Below are 18,041 nucleotides of genomic sequence, written 5' to 3'. Positions count from 1 at the left end.
GGTCCTCCTCTCGATCCCAAACTCTGCTTTCCCTATCTGATGCATGGGAATAATGGACGAGGTGGGAAAGGTACGTCAAGCGCCGACCGCATCGCGGGACCCCGCCGGGGTGGTGACCTGCCGTGGGGACGGCGAACACGGAGCGCGCTAATGTCAAGCCGTGGCGCGCAGAGGCAAGATTCCGGCAACGAAGTACCCGGTGGAGCGGTTCACGCTGGACAACGGATTGCGGGTGGTTCTCACGCCCGACCGCACCGCTCCCGTCGTGGGCGTGGCCGTCGTGTACGACGTGGGCATCCGCTCCGAGCCGGAAGGGCGCACGGGCTTCGCCCACCTTTTCGAGCACCTGATGTTCCAGGGCTCGGAAAACCTGGAGAAGCTCGCCCACTTCCGGCACGTGCAGGGCGCCGGTGGCACCTTCAACGGCTCCACCCACCTCGACTACACCGATTACTTCGAGGTGCTGCCGTCCGGCGCCCTCGAGCGAGCGCTCTTCCTCGAGGCCGACCGCATGCGCGGCCCCCGCCTGACCGAGGAGAACCTGCTCAACCAGATCGACGTGGTCAAGGAGGAGATCCGGGTCAACGTGCTGAACCGGCCGTACGGCGGCTTCCCCTGGCTGAAGCTGCCGCCGGTCATGTTCTCCACGTTCGCGAACAGCCATGACGGGTACGGCTCGTTCGGCGACCTCGAGAGCGCCACGGTCGACGACGCGAAGGCGTTCTTCGACCGCTACTACGCGAGCGGCAACGCGACCCTCGCGGTGGCCGGCGACTTCGACGTGGCCCAGGCGACCGCGATGATCGAGCGGCATTTCGGCGACGTGCCCGGCCGCCCCGCGCCCCCGCTGCCCGACTTCGACGAGCCCGCCGCCGGCGCGGAGCGGCGCGACTCGTACACCGATCGGCTCGCCCCGCTGCCCGGCGTGGCCGCCGGCTGGCGGGTGCCCGACCCGATCGCCGGCTTCGCCGACTACCTGCCGTTCGTCGTGCTCGCCGAGGTGCTCACCGACGGCGAGGCGTCCCGGCTGGTCGACCGGCTGGTCCAGCGCGACCGCGCGGTCACCAGCATCGGCGGCTACATCGGTTTCATGGGGGACGAGTTCCAGGTGCGCAACCCGACCGCCCTGCTACTGCAGGCGTTCCTGCCGCCCGGCGGCGACGCCGAAAAGGTGCTGCGCACGGTCGACGAGGAGCTCGACCAGCTGGTGCACGACGGCCTCACGCCCGGCGAGCTCGAGCGCACCCAGGCCCGCATCGCGACCCACCTGCTGCGCGACACCGACGCCGTGCTCGGCCGGGCGCTGCCGATGGCGGTGCTCGAACTCCAGCGCGGCCGCCCCGAACTGCTCAACGAGCTGCCCCATCTCGTGGGCGAGGTCACCGAGGCGCAGATCGTCGCCGCCGCGGCCACCCTCCGCCCCGATTCCCGCGCCGTCGTCGAGGTCCTCCCGGGAGCCGCACAATGACCAGCAAGACCCTGCCCGACCTCGTGCCCGACGCGAAGCTCAAGCTCCCCAGGCAGGCCGAGCGCACGCTCCCCGGCGGACTCACCGTCATCGCCATCCGGCGCACCTCGGTGCCGCTCGTCGAGCTGCGGCTGCGCGTCCCGTTCGGCAAGGCCCCGCTGCCGCGGGCCACGCTGCTCTCGCAGGCGCTGTTCACCGGCACCGGCACGATGTCGAGCGTCGACATCGCGGCCGGGCTGCAGGCGGTCGGCGGGGGCCTGTCGGCCGGGCTCGACCCCGACCGGCTGCTGGTCACCGGCAACGCGCTGGCGAGCGGGCTCGACCGGATGCTCGAGATCCTCGCCGCGGTGCTGACCGACCCGGCGTACCCGAAGGCCGAGGTGGCGACCGAGCGCGACCGCCTGGTCGACCACATCAACCTGGCGCTGAGCCAGCCGGCCCACCTGGCCCGGACGGCGTTGCTCAAGCGGATGTACGGCAAGCACCCGTACGCGATCCAGACGCCCGAGCCCGAGCAGGTCCGCGCCGTCCGCCCGGCCCAGCTGCGCGACCTGCACGCCGACCGGCTCCGGCCGGAAGGCGCGGTGCTGGTGCTGGTCGGCGACATCAACCCGGACAAGGCGATCGACGCCGCCGAGAAGGCGCTGGGCAGCTGGACCGGCCCCGGCAAGGACGAGACGCTGCCCGGCACGCCGCCGCTCGAGCCCGGCCCGCTGACGCTGGTCGACCGCCCCGGCTCCGTGCAGTCCTCGCTGCGCATGGCGCTGCCCGCGGTGCCCCGCACCGATCCGCGGTACGCGGCCCTCCAGCTCGCCAACATGGTCTTCGGCGGCTACTTCTCCTCCCGCTGGGTCGAGAACATGCGCGAGGACAAGGGCTACACGTATGGCCCGCACACCGCGATCGAGCACTACCTGGCCGGCTCGGCGCTGCTGGTCGCGGCCGAGGTCGCCACCGAGGTGACCGGCCCGTCCCTGCTCGAGACCCTCTACGAGCTGGGCCGCATCGCGAGCCTGCCGCCCGGCGAGGACGAGCTCGAGCAGGCCCGGCGCTACGCCCTGGGCACGCTGCGGCTCGGCATGTCCACCCAGGCGGGCCTGGCCGGCCTGGCCAGCATGTACGCGAGCTTCGGCCTGCGCCTCGAGCACCTGCGGGAGCACTCGGCCGCCCTGGCCACGACGACCCTGGACGACGTGGCCGCGGCGGCGGCCGAGTTTCTCGCGCCGTCGCGGGCGGTCACCGTGGTGCTGGGCGATGCGGAGAAGGTCGAGGCCCCGCTGGCCGCGCTGACCTCCGTTGTGCGCGGCTCGGCGTGAGCACTCCCGAGTTCCCCGCGACCCCGCCGCTGGCCCGCAGCACGCTCGACCGCGCCGCCCTGCGCCGCCGGGACGACGCCTGGCTCGCCGAGGCCTGGTCGCGTGGCCTGGTGCTGGTCGTCGAACCGCGCGGCGGCCGCGCCCTGGTCGAGGACCGGCCGGACGGCAATGTCGGGCTGGTCCTGCTGGCCGCGGCCGACGCGCCCGACGCCGAGCGCCGGTTCCTCGGCGTCGACCCCGACGGCACCGCGCTCTGGGCGGTCACCGCGCCGCTGCCCGAGATCGAGGGCGCCCGGCCGGCGAGCCTGCGCGACGTCGGTCACCTGCTCGACGCCCGCGACGCCGGGCTGCTCACCACCGCCGTCGCGCTGAGCAACTGGCACGCGAGCCACGGCTTCTCGCCGCGTAACGGCCTGGCCACCACCGCGGTGGAAGCCGGCTGGGTGCGGCGGGACGCCGACGGCAACGACATGTGGCCGCGCACCGACCCGGCGATGATCGTGCTGGTGCACGACGGCGTGGCCGGGCCGGACGGCCGCTGCCTTCTCGGGCACAACGCCACCTGGCCGGTCGGGCCGGACGGCGTGACCCGCTTCTCCTGCCTGGCCGGGTACGTCGAGCCCGGGGAATCGGCCGAGGCCGCCGTGCTGCGCGAGGTGTCCGAGGAGGTGGGCATCGGGCTGGCCGGCATCATGTACGCGGGCAGTCAGGCGTGGCCGTTCCCGGGCTCGCTGATGCTCGGCTTCCACGCCGTCGCCGACCCGGCCGAGCCGATCCGCCTCGACCCGGAGGAGATCGACGAGGCGCACTGGTTCACCCGCGAGGACATCGCGAAGATGATCGCCGGCGACTACGTGCACCCCGACACGGGTGTCCGGATGAGCCTGCCGATGCGATCTTCCATCGCGTTCTATCTGATAGAGACCTGGTTGGGCGGTTTCCACCGATAACGTATTGAAGTTCCTCTAAGCAGAAAAGTTTTCTTGTTCCCGAGTAACCAAAACGGGCCTCTGCTGCGTCTCGAACTACAAAGACCGAGAGGTGGATTCTTCGATGACGCAGGTGGAAGCGCCCGCATGGGTGCCCATGACGGAGGACGAGCGCGCCCAGTTCGATCGGGACGGCATCCTCGTCGTTCCCGGGGTGCTCAGTGAGAGTGAGATCGAGGTCGGGCGCAACGCGATCCAGGCCGCGTACGAGCGGGCGCAGCAGCCCGGCGGCCACGGGCTGAACGCGACCGGCGCCCTGCACCAGCTGTCCGCGGTGACCTCCGTCCCCGAGCTGGCGTACCTGATCGATCACCCGGTGGCGTTCAAGTACATCTGGTCGCTGCTGGGGTGGAACATTCACATCTACCACTCCCACGTGGACGTGCACCCCCAGATCCACGAGCAGCAGAAGGAATGGTGGCACTGGCACCAGGACGGCGGCCGGCAGAACCGCGAGATCGAGACCGACCCTCGCCCGCAGTTCTCCGTGAAGCTCGCGTACTGGTTCTCCGACGTGAGCGAGACCGGCCGCGGCAACTTCACCGTGATCCCCGGCAGCCACAAGACCAACTGGCTGCCCGGCCCGCCCAGCCGTGGCGTTCCGTGGCCGCCGCCCGAGGGCGCGACCCAGATCACCGCGAATCCGGGTGACCTGGTCGTCTTCGACCGGCGCATCTGGCACGCGCGCTCCGACAACTACTCGGCCTTCACCCGCATGGGCGCGTTCTTCGGGTACACGTACCGCTGGATCGCCGGTCGCGACGACATCGCCGACCTGCCCGCGCAGTCCTGGTTCGAGGGGCTCAACCCGGTGCAGAAGCAGCTGCTGGGCCACGCCGGCGACGGCAGCGGCGACCACGCCTGGGGCCACTACCCCGAGACCACGCCGCTCTACGGCGCGCTCAAGGACCGGGGCCTGCTCGACTCCAGCATTCCGGCTCTGATCCCGTAACACCCCGTTAGAGTCCCCTATGTGGGGCAAACCGGGACATTAGACAAAGCGGCGACCGCGGCGGGCCGGCTCATCCTCGAGGCGATCGGGGAGGAGCGCCCGGCGCGGTCGCTGTCTCGTCTCAGTGACTCGCCGCGGGCCGTACGCCTGCTGCGCGAGCTCTTCATCGTGGCGGTCCGCCGCAGCTTCGTGGGGCGCGACCCGCGCGACATCACCCGCTACGTACGCGACCTGCTCGAATACCAGTCGCTGCCGGCCGGCGGAGAGCTGGCCCGCGAGTCCGAGGCGATGATCCGGGCGGCGATCGGCGAGCCCGAGCTCGCGAATGGGGTGCCCGAGCTGCGCCGCTTCGAGCTGATCTGCCACGTGGTCGGCGACCTGGCCCGGCCGCCGGGGGTGGCGGAGGGCGAGCTGCACGCGCTGGTCGATCAGGCCGAGAAGCGGGTGGCCCGCTTCGACCGGCCGCGCAACCGGGTGGTCGGCCGGAGGTCGATGTGAAGAAGAACAGGCGCCGGTCCCTGCGCGCCGCGGAGCCCGTGTCCACCACGCCCGCCGAGGCGCACCTGCCGCCGGTCACTCCGGGCAAGAGCAGGCGCCGCTCGCACCGGCCCGCCGAGATGAGCGAGGCGAACAGGGCCGACGCGGCGCCGGAGAACCCGCAAATGCCCGCGGAGCCGCCGGCGGCGCAGGCGGGCCGGAGCCGCCGCCGATCGCACCGGCTCGGCGAGCCGGACCCGCGACGGGAGAGCGCGGCGCGGTCCGGGGAGCCGCCGGCGGTCGGGGCGCTGTCCGGCCAGCTACCGCCGGGCGCGGTTCGCGAGTCCGGGGTGATCGCCACCGAGGCGGGGCGCTACCTGCGGCAGGCCGCGCGGGACGAGGCGCCTTCTCGGTTCGGCTCGCCGGCCGGCGAGGTCGACGACTCGGCACGCCGGGTCTGGGAGATCGCATTCGGTCTCGTGGTGCGGCGGCGCTTCGAGCCCGGCGCCGCGCTCGCCGAGATCAGCCGGACGGTCGCGACGGCCGTGCACGATCACGCGGCCGCGGCGATGCCGATGCTGGACGCCGAGATGCTGGTGCGCGCGGCGCTGGGCGAGGCGGTGCCCGTCGGCGATCTCGACGGGGGCGTGCTCATCGCCGTACACCTGCTGCTCTTTGCTTCTCTTGCGGATGAGCTGGCCCTCGGCGAGGCCGAGTTGGACCAGCTCATCGCGGAAGCAGAGGAGAAGGCGGCAGCTTTGGTAGGCGTCTAGATCAAGCGGCGATGGCCTCGAGGTGGTCCTTGACCTGGATGATCGACGGGTTGGTCAGCGCGGAGCCGTCGTCGAAGCGGAGGGTCGGGACGGTCCGGTTGCCGCCGTTGACGCTCTGCACGAACTCGGCGGCCGCCTCGTCCTGCTCGATGTCGATGACGTCGTAGGCGATTCCCTCGCGATCGAGCTGCGACTTGAGCCGGTGGCAGTAGCCGCACCAGGACGTCGAATACATGGTCAACATCGGTCAAGGATCCCTTCGGCTGAATCACATGGCACTCCGCCTTGCCGCATAACGTCAGACCGGGGTGCCATGATTCCCCGGGTGCGGACTGATGCGGTGCTGGCCGGGCTCGACCCCGAGCAACGGACGGCAGTGACCGCGCCCGCCGGCCCGGTCTGCATCCTCGCCGGCGCCGGCACCGGCAAGACCCGCGCGATCACCCACCGCGTCGCCTACCGCACGCTCACCGGCGAGGTCAGCCCCCGGCATGTGCTCGCGGTCACCTTCACCGCCCGCGCCGCCGCCGAGATGCGCGCCCGGCTCGGCGCGCTGGGCGCCACCGGCGTGCAGGCCCGCACATTCCACGCCGCCGCCCTGCGTCAGGTGCGCTACTTCGCGCCCCGGCTGCTCGAGGGCCGGCAGATGCCCGAGCTGCTGGAGTCCAAGGCCCGCATGGTCGGCCTCGCGGCCGCCCGGGCCGGGGTGCGGGCCGACCGCACCGGCGCCCGCGACCTGGCGAGCGAGATCGAGTGGGCGAAATCGTCCCTGGTCGAGCCGAGCGAGTACGCGGTGGCCGCCACCAAGGCGCTGCGCGAGCCGCCGCACGAGCCGGCCAAGGTCGCCGAGGTCTTCGCGGCCTACGAGACGCTCAAGCGCCGCCAGGGCGTGATCGACTTCGAAGACATGTTGCGTGCCGCGGTCTGGGGCATCGAGGAGCACCCCGACGTCGCCGAGGAGATCAGGAATCAGTACCGCCACTTCGTCGTCGACGAGTATCAGGACGTCAACCCGCTCCAGCAGCGCCTGCTCGACGCCTGGCTGGGCGGGCGCGACGACCTGACCGTGGTCGGCGACGCCAGCCAGACGATCTACTCGTTCACCGGCGCCACGGCGTCGTACCTGATCGACTTCCCGCGGCTGCGGCGCGGCGCGGTCGTCGTGCGGCTGGTCCGCGACTACCGCTCGACCCCGCAGGTGGTCGGGCTGGCCAACGCGGTGATCCGGCAGGCCCAGGGCAGCGAGGCCCGGCTGCGGCTCGAGCTGGTCGGCCAGCGCCCGCCGGGCGCCGAGCCCGAGCTCAAGATCTTCCCGGACGAGGCGGGCGAGGCGATCGCGGTGGCCCGGCGCTGCCGCGAGCTCATCGCCACCGGCGTCCCGGCCAGCGAGATCGCCATCCTGTTCCGCACCAACGCCCAGTCGGAGACGTACGAAGAGGCGCTCGCCGGGGCCGAGGTGCCCTACGTGGTGCGCGGCGCCGAGCGGTTCTTCGAGCGGCCCGAGATCCGGCAGGCGGTGATCGCGTTGCGCGCCGCTGTCCGCTCCACGCCCGGCGAGACCCCGCTCGTGCAGGCGGTCGTCGAGGCGCTCGCGGCCACCGGCTGGTCGCGCGAGCAGCCCCCGCCCGGCGGCGCGGCGCGCGAGCAGTGGGAGGCGCTGGCCGCGCTGGTCGCCCTCGCCGAGGAGTACGCGAAGACGCCCGCCCTCGTTCCGATCGGCGTGGCCGGGGCCGTGCAGCGCGATGTCTCCCTCACGGCGTTCAACGACGAGCTGGCCCGCCGCGCCGAGCAGCAGCACGCGCCGACGGTCGAGGGTGTGACGCTCGCCTCACTGCATTCGGCCAAGGGGCTCGAGTGGGACGCGGTGTTCCTCGTGGGCCTCTCCGACGGGACGCTCCCGACGACGTACGCGAAGACCCCCGAGCAGCTCGAGGAGGAGCGCCGCCTGCTCTATGTCGGGGTGACCCGCGCCCGGCAATGGCTGTGGCTCTCCTACGGCCAGGCCCGCTCGACCGGCGGCCGTCCGCGGCGCCCGTGCCGGTTCCTTCCGCAGCTGGAACGCCACTCGCCGACCGAGCGTGCCGCCGACCGGAGTCGGAAACCCGACCGCCGGCGCCCGCAGGTGTCCTCCTGCCGGGTCTGCGGCGCCACCCTGCTGGCCGGGGCCGACCGCAAACTGGGCCGCTGCCCGACCTGCCCGTCGGACCTCGACGAAGACCTTCTGGAACGGTTCCAGACGTGGCGCAAGAACACCGCCGACGAGCTCAAAGTCCCTGCGTACGTGGTGTTCACCGACGCGACTCTGGTGGCCATGGCCGAGCGCCGGCCGGGCACGCCCGCCGAGCTGCTCGCGATCGCCGGGATAGGGCCGCGCAAGCTGAGCCAGTACGGGCAACAGGTCTTCGCTCTGGTGGGCGGCGCGAGCCCCGACGAGGTGTCGGCCGAAGCCATGGCAAAAAACTTTGAAAACTAGTCCGTTAATTCGTTTGCCCTTGCCTCCAGGGGAGGCATAGCCTCAGAACACGCCTTGGCGAGCAAGCATGTTCGCCAGGGGTTTTAAGCGGGGGAAACCCCAACGAGCGCAACGTTTCTGGAGGAGGTGGCAACGATGGAGATCTACACGATGACGCAGCGACCGTCGATGCCGCTGACCCGTGCCTGCGCTCCGTCGGCCGCCCCGGTGGCCGAGTGGAAGAACGCTCTCCCGGTTGCCGTACTGGCTGCCGAGCGGGCTCCGGTCTCGCGGGTGCACCAGGTCCAGGTTCAGGCCGAGCTGGCCCAGGCCCTGACGCTTATCGACGGGATCAACAGCACCAACAGCAGCACTGGGTTCATGGGCATCAATGTCTCCACGAAGCGCTACGCGGATGGTGGCAGCGGTGTCCCGCCTCGAGGAAGGCCGGTCTGATAAACCAGACCTCCGGCTCACCTCGAGGCCGCGGAACCCGTACAGGGTCCGCGGCCTAATTTTTTGCCGGCTCACCGGCCGGTGCATGACAAGCACTGCGATCCAGAAGATCGAAGAAGAAGAGAGAGGTGACCGGGCTTTATGAGTCTGGCGCTGGCCCCGATCGACATGAGCGTCGACATCGAGGCAAACCTGCCCTGTCGGAAGTTCGACCCGGACCTTTGGTTCTCGGACTCCCCGGCCCAGCTGGAGCTGGCCAAGTCGCTCTGCGGGGACTGCCCGCTGCGCGTCGAGTGCCTCGCCGGCGCGGTCGAGCGGAACGAGCCCTGGGGTGTCTGGGGCGGCGAGATCTTCGAGCGCGGCGCCGTGGTGCCGCGCAAGCGTCCCCGTGGCCGTCCGCGTAAGGCGGATGTGGCGCGTGACGCCGAGCTGGCAGTCGAGGTCGAGGAGCGGCTCGCCGCGAACGGTCTCGAGTCCCGCAACCAGGTCCGCCTCGCGGCCTGACCCCCCTACAACTCCCTCCCCATACCGGCCTCCGAGGCCACTGACCGAAAGCAGAGACCGAGAATGAGTACGAATGGAGCTTCCAAGATGAGACTTCTCCAAGAAGCGTTGTCCCGGGCCCGAATGCCTCGGCCTCAGCGTGAACACACACCTGAGGCACACCGCCCCGCTCGCCAGATCGCCATGCAGGCCCACCACCGGGCCTCGCGCGAACTCGGCGGTGGCCGCTACTAAGACCCGCTGACGCTGCGAGAACCGAACATCGAGTGCGAAAGCCCGTCCGCGAACGACCGCGGGCGGGCTTTCGCCGCGTTTTCGCCGCGCTGAGGCGCTCGGTCAGGCCAGGCCGCTGAAGAAGACCGCCGCCGCGGCCGACAGGTAGGCCGGGTCGTCGACGTGACAAAGCTCACGCGCCGAGTGCATCGAGAGCAGCGGAGTCCCCACGTCCAGCGTCGGGATGCCGATGCGGGTCGCGGTGATCGGGCCGATGGTCGAGCCGCACGGCACCGAGTTGTTCGACACGAACGGCTGCCACGGCACGTTCGCCGCCGCGCAGGTGCGGGCCCAGAGCGCCGCGCCCGCCGCGTCGGTGGTGTAGCGCTGGTTGGCGTTGATCTTCAGAAGCGGGCCGCCACCGGCTGTCGGCCGGTGGGTCGGGTCGTGCCTCTCGGGCCGGTTCGGGTGCACGGCGTGCCCGGCGTCCGCCGACAGGCACCACGACCCGGCGATGGTCCGGGCCAGATCGAGGCGGTCGGCGCCGAGGGCGACGGACACCCCTTCCAGGACCTCGGCCAGCAGCGGCCCGGCCGCTCCGGACCGGCTCTCCGAGCCGATCTCCTCGTGGTCGAAGGCGGCCAGCACCGTGATCGCCTCGCCCATTTCGCCGTTCAGCAGGGCGGTCAGCCCGGCGTGCACCGACGAGAGGTTGTCGAGGCGGCCGGAGGCGAACAGCGAACCGTCGGCGCCGAACCGGGCCGGGGCGGCCGAGTCGACCGCGACCACGTCGTGCCCGGCGACCTCGGTCGCGTCGACCCCGGCGAGCCGGGCCAGGTGGGCCAGCACGTCCGGGCCGTCGACGCCGAAGACCGGCTGCAGGTCGCGCTGCTTGTCGGGGGTGAACCCGTTGTTCACCTCACGGTCGAGGTGGATGGCCAGGTGCGGGATGCGGGCGAACGGGCCGGTGCGGACCAGGTGGGTCGTGCCGTCGCGGGTCACGAGCCGGCCGGCCAGTTCCAGCTCGCGGTCGAACCAGGAGGCGAGGATCGGGCCGCCGTACACCTCGACGGCGGCCTGGAGCCAGCCGTTCGAGCCCATTGCCGGTCGCGGCTTGAGCTTGAACGTGGGCGAATCGGTGTGCGCGCCCAGGATCCGGAACGGGGTGTACAGCCCCGCCGTCTCGGGGATCGCGACCGCGATCACCGCGCCGTCGCGGACGAGCACCAGGCGGGCGCCCGGCCCGGCCACCCGCCCCCAGTTGACGGTCTCGTCCAGCAGGGTGTAGCCGGCTGCGGTCAGCCGGCGGGCCACCTCGGCCGCCGCGTGGTAGGAGCTGGGCGAGGCCGAGACAAACCTGCCGAGATCGTCGATGTGTGCGGTGGCGTCCATGCCCCTTATCGAATCATGAGACGGCGGGCGCGAATCCCGGCAGCCACTTCTCGACGATCGCCCGGTAGGGCGCCTGCGCCTCGAGCTGGCACAGCACGCCGATCGAGCCCAGCGTCACCCGGTGGATCAGCAGGTACGACGGAGGGAGGTTGAGCTTGCGGCTCAGCTGATAGGCCGGGCTGCGTGGGCTGCCCAGCCGGGCCGCCTCGCCACGCAGCCAGGAGCGGGTGAACCGGAACTCGTCGACCGCGAGCGGCTCGATCATCGGCCGCAGGAACTTGAGCACCGCGTCGGCGTCGAGTTCGTCGTCGGGCTTGATGAAGCCCTCCTCGCGCAGCCCGTCGGCGACCCCCTCGGCGTCGCCGTCGAGCGCGAGCCGCACGAGCCGCCCGATCGACTCGGGGTGGCCCCCGGGCAGCCGGGCCACCGCGCCGAAGTCGATCACGCCGAGCCGGCCGTCCGGCAGCATGCGGAAGTTGCCCGGGTGCGGGTCGGCGTGCAGCAGGCCGGCCCGGGCCGGCGCCGAGAAGTGCAGGGTGGCCATGAGCCGGCCGGCCTCGTCGCGTTCCTCAGGTGTGCCGTCGCTGATCACCTTGGACAGCGGAGTGCCGTCGACCCACTCGGTGATGAGCACCCGCGGCGCGGCGGCGATCACGCGCGGGACGTAGATCTCGTCGTCGCCGTCGAACGCCGTGGCGAAGACCGACTGGGTCTCGGCCTCCATCGCGTAGTCGAGCTCCTCGGTGATCCGGGCGCGCAGCTCGGCCAGCAGCGGCTTGATGTCCATGCCCGGCTGGATGATCTTGAACATGCCGGCCAGCAGGGACAGCTGCTTGAGGTCGGACAGCAGCGCCTCGCCCGCCCCGGGGTATTGCACCTTGACCGCGACTTCGACGGTCTTCTGCTTCGCGTTCTTGCGGGCCTTCGGCAGTTTCCACAGCGCCCGGTGCACCTGGCCGATGCTGGCCGCGGCGGCCGGGCTGTCGTCGAACTCGGTGAACTTCTCGCGCCAGTCCTCGCCGAGCTGCTCGGCGAGGGCCTTGTGCAGGCTGGCCACCGGCATCGGCGGCGCGGCCTCCTGAAGCTTGGTCAGCGCCTGACGGTACGGTCCCGCCATCTCTTCGGGCAGCGCGGCCTCGAACACGGACAATGCCTGCCCGAACTTCATGGCGCCGCCCTTGAGCTGGCCCAGGACGCTGAACAGCTGCTCGGCGGTGCGCTGCTGGATGTCGGCCGAGATGACGTCGGTCGCTATCCCCACGGCCCGCTTGCCGAGGCCGAGCGCGGTGCGCCCGGCGAAGCCCAATGGCAGCGCGGCCAGTCTCGCAGTGCGGGACGCGGCACGACGCGGAATGTCGCTCACCAGATCATTGTGACCGACGGATCGCCGAGCATCCGCCCGCCTGATTCCGCTTCGCATCTTTTGCCCCGAAAGGTCGGTCAACGGGCGCACGCGCATTCCGGATGCGGTGGCCAGCTGCGTCGTCGCACCCGGCCGGGCGCTCTGATCTCGGCGGTCGCCCCGGTCGTCTCGGGTGTGCCGCCGTCGAGGAACGTGAGCGCCTCGGCGACCGCGTACGCCGTCGCGGCCAGTACGGTGCTGACGGCGCACGGCTCGACGCCGGCGGAGACCGAGCCGGGCCAGGTCGCGTCCCGCTCGCGGCGGTGCAGGTCGAGGCAGTGGAGACACGGCCGGCCCCGAGCGCCGACGAGCGGACCGATCACGGCGGAGCCTTCGCGGATCGTCACGGCGAGGTGCGGCTGCTGCTTGATCGTCAGCGAACGGGCCAGCACGGACACCGGCGCGTCGTGGTCCAGCTGGATGCGCAGGGACGGTGCGCTGGGGCGTACGCCATGGGTTTTCCCCGGCGCCGCACGCGACACGATTTCGATGATCGCCTTGCGCCGCGGCCGCCCCACGTCGGCGCCGCGTAGCGGCCCGCCCGGCAGCTCGGCCGGGCTCACCACGCCGGTGACGTCGGGCCAGACGCCCCCGACGCCGGCCTCGGCGAGCGCCACCGCGATCGGCGCGGCGAGCCGGCCGCGACCCGCGACAACCACCCGTGCCGCGAACCGGCGCCGCAAGGACTGCGCCGGCGAGGGCGCGCCGTGAAGGGCCAGCGCCGCGGCCTCGCCGGCGAGCCGTTGCCGGGAGCCGGCCGTGAGCATGGGCGGGACCAGCGACGACGCCGGAAGGATGAGGCCGGCCGTGCGCAAGGTCTCGAGGAGGGCGAGGCAGTCTTGCTCGGCGATGCCGAGCTCGGCGGCGCGGATCAGGACGAGACGCTCGGAGCGGCTGCCGTCGAGCAGGTCGAGGACCCGCTCACAGCGCTCGTCGGGAAGGCGTAGCAGCAGCGCACGGGCGGGGTCGGAGCCGATCTGGAGCTCGCCGGGGCCGCGCCAGACGCGGGGGAGGCCGGGAATCAGGGCGGGGCGGTTCACCGTGACAGGTTGTCACCGATGGGGTGCGGAGCGAGTTCGTTGTCCACAGGCCTGCCGGGCCCGTGAGGCTCGTTGTCCACAGCTAAACGCGGGTTATCCACAGGCGTTCGCCGTTATCCACAACTCACTCAACGTGTCTGGTTCGACACGGTTATGGGTAGAGCGACGCACCCGGCGCCGCTCTACCCGCAAGTGTGAATCAGGCCTTGGCCTTGCCGAGGATCCGGTTCACGGTCGTGCCACAGACCGGGCACTTGCCCTTCGCCATGTTCATGCCGGTCTTCGAGACCTCCACGGTTCCCTGGAAGTCGCGCTTCTCCTTGCACTTCACGCAGTAGCCGTTGTACGTGTTGTCGGCCACGGTTCCTCCTCGTCATGTTCGTCGGCCGGGTCGGCCCGATGCCTTGGTCCAGTGGCGCTGAGCCGCTCCGCGGCCACGTGGATGTGGCCTCCCGCAAGGGCGGTCACTACCCAGGTCCGGCCATTTCCATGTCACGTCAGCGCCGTCGTCGTGAGTGTGCCGGGAGAAATCGCCCTTTTCGCGAAGTTGAGCCCGAACACGCCGGAAATTTCCGGCAAAAAGGACGATTGGGGGGCGGGAGGCATCTTCGTGCCGTGCGCTAGGTTGGCCGGCCTGCACAGATGTTGCGACTGTGGAAAATTTTTTCGGTTGTTCCGGGGCGAAGCACACATATCCGACGCGTGTCATCGGCCGTACTCTTGCGGTGACATGGGTCTCACGGATTAGCGTCTCAACGTGAACCCGAATCTGGGCCGCGCGAGCCGGTAATGGCCCGGACGCGCAAGCCTGTCGTCGAAGTGCGGCGCAGCCAGCGCCGGCGCCGGACGGTGTCCGCGTATCGCGACGGTGAGCGCGTGGTCGTGCTCATCCCGGACCGTTTCTCCCGCGCCGAGGAAACTGAGTGGGTCGAGCGCATGCTGGCCCGGCTGGCGGCCCGCGAGGAACGGATCAGGCGCACCGATGCCGAGTTGCTGGCCCGGGCGCACCGCCTCACCGCGCGCTACCTGGCCGACCACGCCCACCAGGTGACCCCCGCGAGTGTGCGCTGGGTGACCAACCAGAACGGCCGCTGGGGCTCGTGCACCCCCGACGACGGCACGATCCGCATCTCCCACCGCATCCAGGAGATGCCCGACTGGGTGATCGACTACGTGCTGCTGCACGAGCTGGCCCACCTCGTGGTCCCGTCGCACAGCACCCGGTTCTGGGACCTCGTGGCCCGTTATCCCAAGTCGGAACGCGCCCGCGGCTACCTCGAGGGCATCAGCGCCGCCACGGGCCTCGTCCTCGACGATTAAAGCCTTGACGCGTACGCGACGAGGCCCGGTCCCCGCCGCGCAAGGCGAGCTGGGTGCCGTCCCGGCCCGTGCCGCCCGCATCCGGGCTGAGCTGCAACTCAAGCCGGCGCCTGTTTTCAGAACTGGGGTGGGAGCGAGGCGGAATCTGGGCCCGCCGCAGCCCCGCCTCAGTTCTGAAAACAGGCGCTAGGGTTGGGTGGTGATTCGCCGGGTTGTGGCCGCATTGCTGGTTCCGGTCGAGTGGAGCCCGCCCGGAGTCGACCTCGTCGCCTGGCGCACGGCGCTGGCCGAAGACGTCGTCGACCTGCTCGCCCGGCTCGCGCAGGCCGAGGCCGCCATCGCCACCACGCCGGCCGACCGCAAACTGGCCGACGAGATCGCCTGGCCCGGCATGCGCATCTACGAGGTGCCGACCCCGACCTATCTGCCGGTTTTCGCGGCCGCCGCGGCCGACGGCTTCGACCAGGCCGCGGTCATCGCGGCCGATGCCCCCGACGTCCCCGGCATGATCCTGGGCAAACTGCTGCGCCCGCTGGAAGACCGGGCCGTCGCCGTGGCCTCCGGCGGTCCCGGAAACGGCCTGCTGGGAGTGGCCACCAGCCTTCCCGCGCCGGCCTGGCTCGCCGATCACGACCTCGACGCCGCCTCGGCCCAGCTGCTGCGCAAGAAGGCGCCGCGCCCCGGGGAGGTGAACTCCACCCCCGAGTGGCGGCGCCTGCGCGGGCCGGCCGAGCTCGCCTCGCTCGACCCGGCCCTGGAGGGCTGGGAGAACACCCGAGCCCTCCTGGGCGGCTGAGCCCTACTTCTCGTCGTCGGGACCCTTGTCGTCCTTCTCGCCGGGGGCCTTCTCCTCGGGCGCCTCGCCGAGGGTTTCCAGCTCGCTGATGTCCCATTCCATCGCGTTCTGCGCGAAGACCTGCGGGTTGGCGAAGTCTTCGTCGGTGGGCAGCAGGTCGGGGTGACCCCAGAGAGCGTCGCGGCCCTGAATGCCGCGTTGCTCGGTGACGGCCGTCCACAGCGCACCGGCCTCGCGCAGCCGGCGCGGCCGCAGCTCGAGACCGACCAGCGCCGCGAAGGTCTGCTCGGCCGGCCCGCCCGCGGCCCGGCGGCGGCGGAACGCCTCACCGAGGGCCGCCACGCTGGGTAGACGGTCGCCCGCGGCGGTGTCGACCACGTGGCCGACCCAGCCCTCGATCAGGGCGAGCGCCGTCTCGAGGCGGGCCAGGCTCGCCTTCTGCTGCGGGGTGTCTTCCGGCGTGAAGATGCCCTCGAGCGCCATGGCCTGCATCGACTCGGGATCGCTGGGGTCGACGCGGCTCATCGCCTCCTCGATCGCCTCGCGGTTGACGGTGATGCCGTTCGCGTACGTCTCGACGGCCGACAGCACGTGCGCGCGCAGCCACGGGACGTGCCCGAAGAGGCGCTGGTGGGCCGCCTCGCGCAGGGCCACGTACAGGCGCACCTGGTCTTCGGGGAGCTCGAGGCCCTCGCCGTACGCCTTGATGTTGGCCGGGACCAGCGCGGCCGTGCCGGTCGGACCGAGCGGAAGACCGATGTCGCCGGCCGAGAGCACCTCGGCCGCGAGCTGGCCGAGCGCCTGGCCGAGCTGGCCGCCGAAGAGCGCGCCGCCGAGCGTGGCGACCATCGACTGCATGGGGCCGAGCTGCGCCTTGGCCTCGTCGGGGACGAGATCGCCCATGGCGCCGACCATGCGGCCCGCGATCGGGTCGCACAGCTTCTTCCAGACCTCGAGAGTGTTGTAGATCCACTCGTTGCGGTTCCAGGCGGCGGCGACACGGATGCCGCTGGGCAGCGCGGAGACCGGGTCGAGCCACAGGTCGGCCAGGCGGAGGCTTTCTTCCACCTGGTGGCGCTCGAACATGTTGACCGCGGGATCGCCGGACGCGGAGAGCTGGCTGGCCGCGACCTGCCGGGCCAGGTCCCAGTTCACCGGGCCGCTGCCGGGACCGCCGGCGAACATCTGCTGCAGCTGCGCCATGAACTGCTGCATCTGCTGCGGGTCGGAGGGGTCGGGCGGCTGGGCGCCCGGCAGGGAGAAGCCGAACGGGATATCAGGCACGTAAACAACCGTACGCGCGAAACGCACCCGGTGGACCGATGGCCGTGTCAGCTCAGAGAGAACGGTGCTCAGAGTGCACTCAGGGTGGGACGATAGTCTCACGCGCATGAGACGTCGCGGTGTCACAGTCATCCTCGGCGCCCTGCTCACCGCGTTGCTCGCCGTCCTTGTCATGGCGGCGCCCCTGCCGTACGTGGTGCTGAAGCCGGGCCCGACGGTGAACACGCTCGGTTCCAGCAACGGCACCGAGGTCATCAAGGTGACGAACGCGAAGACCACCGAGTCCTCCGGCCAGCTGCGCCTGACCACGGTCAACGTGCAGTCGCAGGTCGAGCTGGTGTGGGCGATCAGCAGCTGGTTCAGCAAGAAGGACGCGGTCGTGCCGCGCGAGCTGATCTATCCGCCCGGCCAGACCGAGAAGCAGGTCGAGCAGCAGAACGCGCAGGAGTGGACGGATTCTCAGGAAAGCGCCGTGACCGTCGCACTGACCAAGCTCGGTTACCCCATCCAGACGTACGTGAAGAGCGTCTCCCCGGACGGCGCCGCGACCGGTCTACTCCAGGCCGATGACGTGATCACCGCGGTGGACGGCGCCAAGGTCACCACCCCGACGGGCCTCACCGACGCCGTCCGGTCCAAGCCGGCCGGCACCACGTTCACGGTCTCCTACGCGCGCGCCGGCAAGCCCGGCAGCGTCAAGATCACAACGAAGGCCGACCCCAAGGACGGCAAGACGCCGCGCCTGGGCGTCGAGATCGATACCAAGCAGCCGCACCCGTTCGACGTCGAGATCGACCTCGACAAGATCGGCGGCCCGAGCGCCGGCCTCATGTTCACGCTCGGGATCATGGACAAGCTCGAGCCGGAAGACCTGACCGGCGGCAAGATCATCGCGGGTACCGGCACGATCGACGACGACGGCAACGTCGGACCGATCGGCGGCATCCCCCAGAAGCTGGTCGGCGCCAAGGGCGCCGGCGCTCAAATCTTCCTGGTGCCGAAGGACAACTGCGCCGAGGCGCTCAAGAACGCGGTGGACGGACTCCCGATGGCCGAGGTGGCCACGGTGGACGACGCCCTCACGGCGCTCAAGACGTTCACCTCCGGCGGCACCCCGAAGCCGTGCTCGGCATCGTGACAGATGTCGTAATGTGAGACACCGGTTGCCCCAAATGATGTGTGGAGCCCACGTTGGTCATGCGTAACA

The 18,041-nt window shown here is 71.1% G+C and carries 18 protein-coding genes; 12 read left to right on the top strand and 6 right to left on the bottom strand.

The window, feature by feature from the left end; genetic code table 11:
- Positions 1-160: 160 nt before the first annotated feature.
- From ACIA5D_RS03860 to ACIA5D_RS03835, 6 genes are all read left to right on the top strand, one after another.
- On the top strand, positions 161-1,468 hold the full coding sequence (locus ACIA5D_RS03860) for a M16 family metallopeptidase (protein WP_396028280.1): 1,308 nt from the start codon (positions 161-163) through the stop codon (positions 1,466-1,468).
- Positions 1,465-2,784 (top strand): M16 family metallopeptidase, encoded by a 1,320-nt coding sequence (locus tag ACIA5D_RS03855; RefSeq protein ID WP_396028279.1) that lies wholly within the window; start codon positions 1,465-1,467, stop codon positions 2,782-2,784. Before ACIA5D_RS03860 ends, ACIA5D_RS03855 begins: the two co-directional genes overlap by 4 nt.
- Entirely contained in the window at positions 2,781-3,734 is a 954-nt protein-coding gene (gene nudC, locus ACIA5D_RS03850) for an NAD(+) diphosphatase (protein ID WP_396028278.1), read from the top strand. Before ACIA5D_RS03855 ends, nudC begins: the two co-directional genes overlap by 4 nt.
- A 103-nt stretch (positions 3,735-3,837) precedes the next feature.
- The gene (locus ACIA5D_RS03845; protein WP_396028277.1) at positions 3,838-4,725 is read left to right on the top strand and encodes a phytanoyl-CoA dioxygenase family protein; all 888 of its coding nucleotides are present in this window, start codon (positions 3,838-3,840) and stop codon (positions 4,723-4,725) included.
- 21 nt (positions 4,726-4,746) lie between these two features.
- Entirely contained in the window at positions 4,747-5,223 is a 477-nt protein-coding gene (locus tag ACIA5D_RS03840; RefSeq protein WP_396028276.1) for a hypothetical protein, read from the top strand.
- Positions 5,220-5,975 (top strand): hypothetical protein, encoded by a 756-nt coding sequence (locus tag ACIA5D_RS03835; RefSeq protein WP_396028275.1) that lies wholly within the window; start codon positions 5,220-5,222, stop codon positions 5,973-5,975. Before ACIA5D_RS03840 ends, ACIA5D_RS03835 begins: the two co-directional genes overlap by 4 nt.
- A gap of 1 nt (position 5,976) precedes the next feature.
- Here ACIA5D_RS03835 and ACIA5D_RS03830 read toward each other — a convergent pair whose 3' ends face one another.
- Entirely contained in the window at positions 5,977-6,219 is a 243-nt protein-coding gene (locus ACIA5D_RS03830) for a mycoredoxin (RefSeq protein WP_396028274.1), read from the bottom strand.
- 69 nt (positions 6,220-6,288) lie between these two features.
- Here ACIA5D_RS03830 and ACIA5D_RS03825 point away from each other — a divergent pair, with 69 nt between their 5' ends.
- From ACIA5D_RS03825 to ACIA5D_RS03815, 3 genes are all read left to right on the top strand, one after another.
- Positions 6,289-8,448 (top strand): ATP-dependent DNA helicase UvrD2, encoded by a 2,160-nt coding sequence (locus ACIA5D_RS03825; RefSeq protein WP_396028273.1) that lies wholly within the window; start codon positions 6,289-6,291, stop codon positions 8,446-8,448.
- A 135-nt stretch (positions 8,449-8,583) separates the two neighbouring features.
- Positions 8,584-8,883, top strand: a complete 300-nt coding sequence (locus ACIA5D_RS03820) for a hypothetical protein (protein ID WP_396028272.1) — start codon at positions 8,584-8,586, stop codon at positions 8,881-8,883.
- Between the two features lie 141 nt (positions 8,884-9,024).
- Positions 9,025-9,387: a WhiB family transcriptional regulator gene (locus tag ACIA5D_RS03815; RefSeq protein WP_396028271.1), complete on the top strand. Its 363-nt coding sequence runs from the start codon at positions 9,025-9,027 to the stop codon at positions 9,385-9,387.
- Positions 9,388-9,723: 336 nt separating this feature from the next.
- Here ACIA5D_RS03815 and ACIA5D_RS03810 read toward each other — a convergent pair whose 3' ends face one another.
- The 4 genes from ACIA5D_RS03810 to ACIA5D_RS03795 form a co-directional block, all read right to left on the bottom strand.
- On the bottom strand, positions 9,724-10,992 hold the full coding sequence (locus ACIA5D_RS03810; protein ID WP_396028270.1) for a M18 family aminopeptidase: 1,269 nt from the start codon (positions 10,990-10,992) through the stop codon (positions 9,724-9,726).
- A 13-nt stretch (positions 10,993-11,005) separates the two neighbouring features.
- The gene (locus ACIA5D_RS03805) at positions 11,006-12,355 is read right to left on the bottom strand and encodes an ABC1 kinase family protein (protein ID WP_396028269.1); all 1,350 of its coding nucleotides are present in this window, start codon (positions 12,353-12,355) and stop codon (positions 11,006-11,008) included.
- 77 nt (positions 12,356-12,432) lie between these two features.
- Entirely contained in the window at positions 12,433-13,434 is a 1,002-nt protein-coding gene (locus ACIA5D_RS03800) for a hypothetical protein (RefSeq protein ID WP_396028268.1), read from the bottom strand.
- A gap of 199 nt (positions 13,435-13,633) precedes the next feature.
- Entirely contained in the window at positions 13,634-13,795 is a 162-nt protein-coding gene (locus ACIA5D_RS03795) for a DUF5679 domain-containing protein (RefSeq protein ID WP_015625326.1), read from the bottom strand.
- A 428-nt stretch (positions 13,796-14,223) separates the two neighbouring features.
- Here ACIA5D_RS03795 and ACIA5D_RS03790 point away from each other — a divergent pair, with 428 nt between their 5' ends.
- Both ACIA5D_RS03790 and ACIA5D_RS03785 read left to right on the top strand, forming a co-directional pair.
- Positions 14,224-14,754 carry a M48 family metallopeptidase gene (locus ACIA5D_RS03790; RefSeq protein WP_396028267.1) on the top strand — a complete coding sequence of 177 codons (531 nt, stop codon included), beginning with the start codon at positions 14,224-14,226 and terminating at the stop codon, positions 14,752-14,754.
- A 199-nt stretch (positions 14,755-14,953) separates the two neighbouring features.
- Positions 14,954-15,550, top strand: coding sequence for a hypothetical protein (locus tag ACIA5D_RS03785; protein ID WP_396028266.1), 597 nt, complete (start codon positions 14,954-14,956; stop codon positions 15,548-15,550).
- Positions 15,551-15,553: 3 nt separating this feature from the next.
- Here ACIA5D_RS03785 and ACIA5D_RS03780 read toward each other — a convergent pair whose 3' ends face one another.
- Positions 15,554-16,834, bottom strand: a complete 1,281-nt coding sequence (locus ACIA5D_RS03780; RefSeq protein WP_396028265.1) for a zinc-dependent metalloprotease — start codon at positions 16,832-16,834, stop codon at positions 15,554-15,556.
- 106 nt (positions 16,835-16,940) lie between these two features.
- Between ACIA5D_RS03780 and ACIA5D_RS03775 the strand changes: the two genes are divergently transcribed.
- Positions 16,941-17,972 (top strand): PDZ domain-containing protein, encoded by a 1,032-nt coding sequence (locus ACIA5D_RS03775; RefSeq protein WP_396028264.1) that lies wholly within the window; start codon positions 16,941-16,943, stop codon positions 17,970-17,972.
- The last annotated feature ends 69 nt before the right edge of the window (positions 17,973-18,041 follow it).

The organism is Actinoplanes sp. NPDC051513, assembly GCF_044454685.1.
In the GTDB taxonomy this organism is placed as follows: domain Bacteria; phylum Actinomycetota; class Actinomycetes; order Mycobacteriales; family Micromonosporaceae; genus Actinoplanes.
This window is presented reverse-complemented; position numbering and strand designations above follow the sequence as displayed.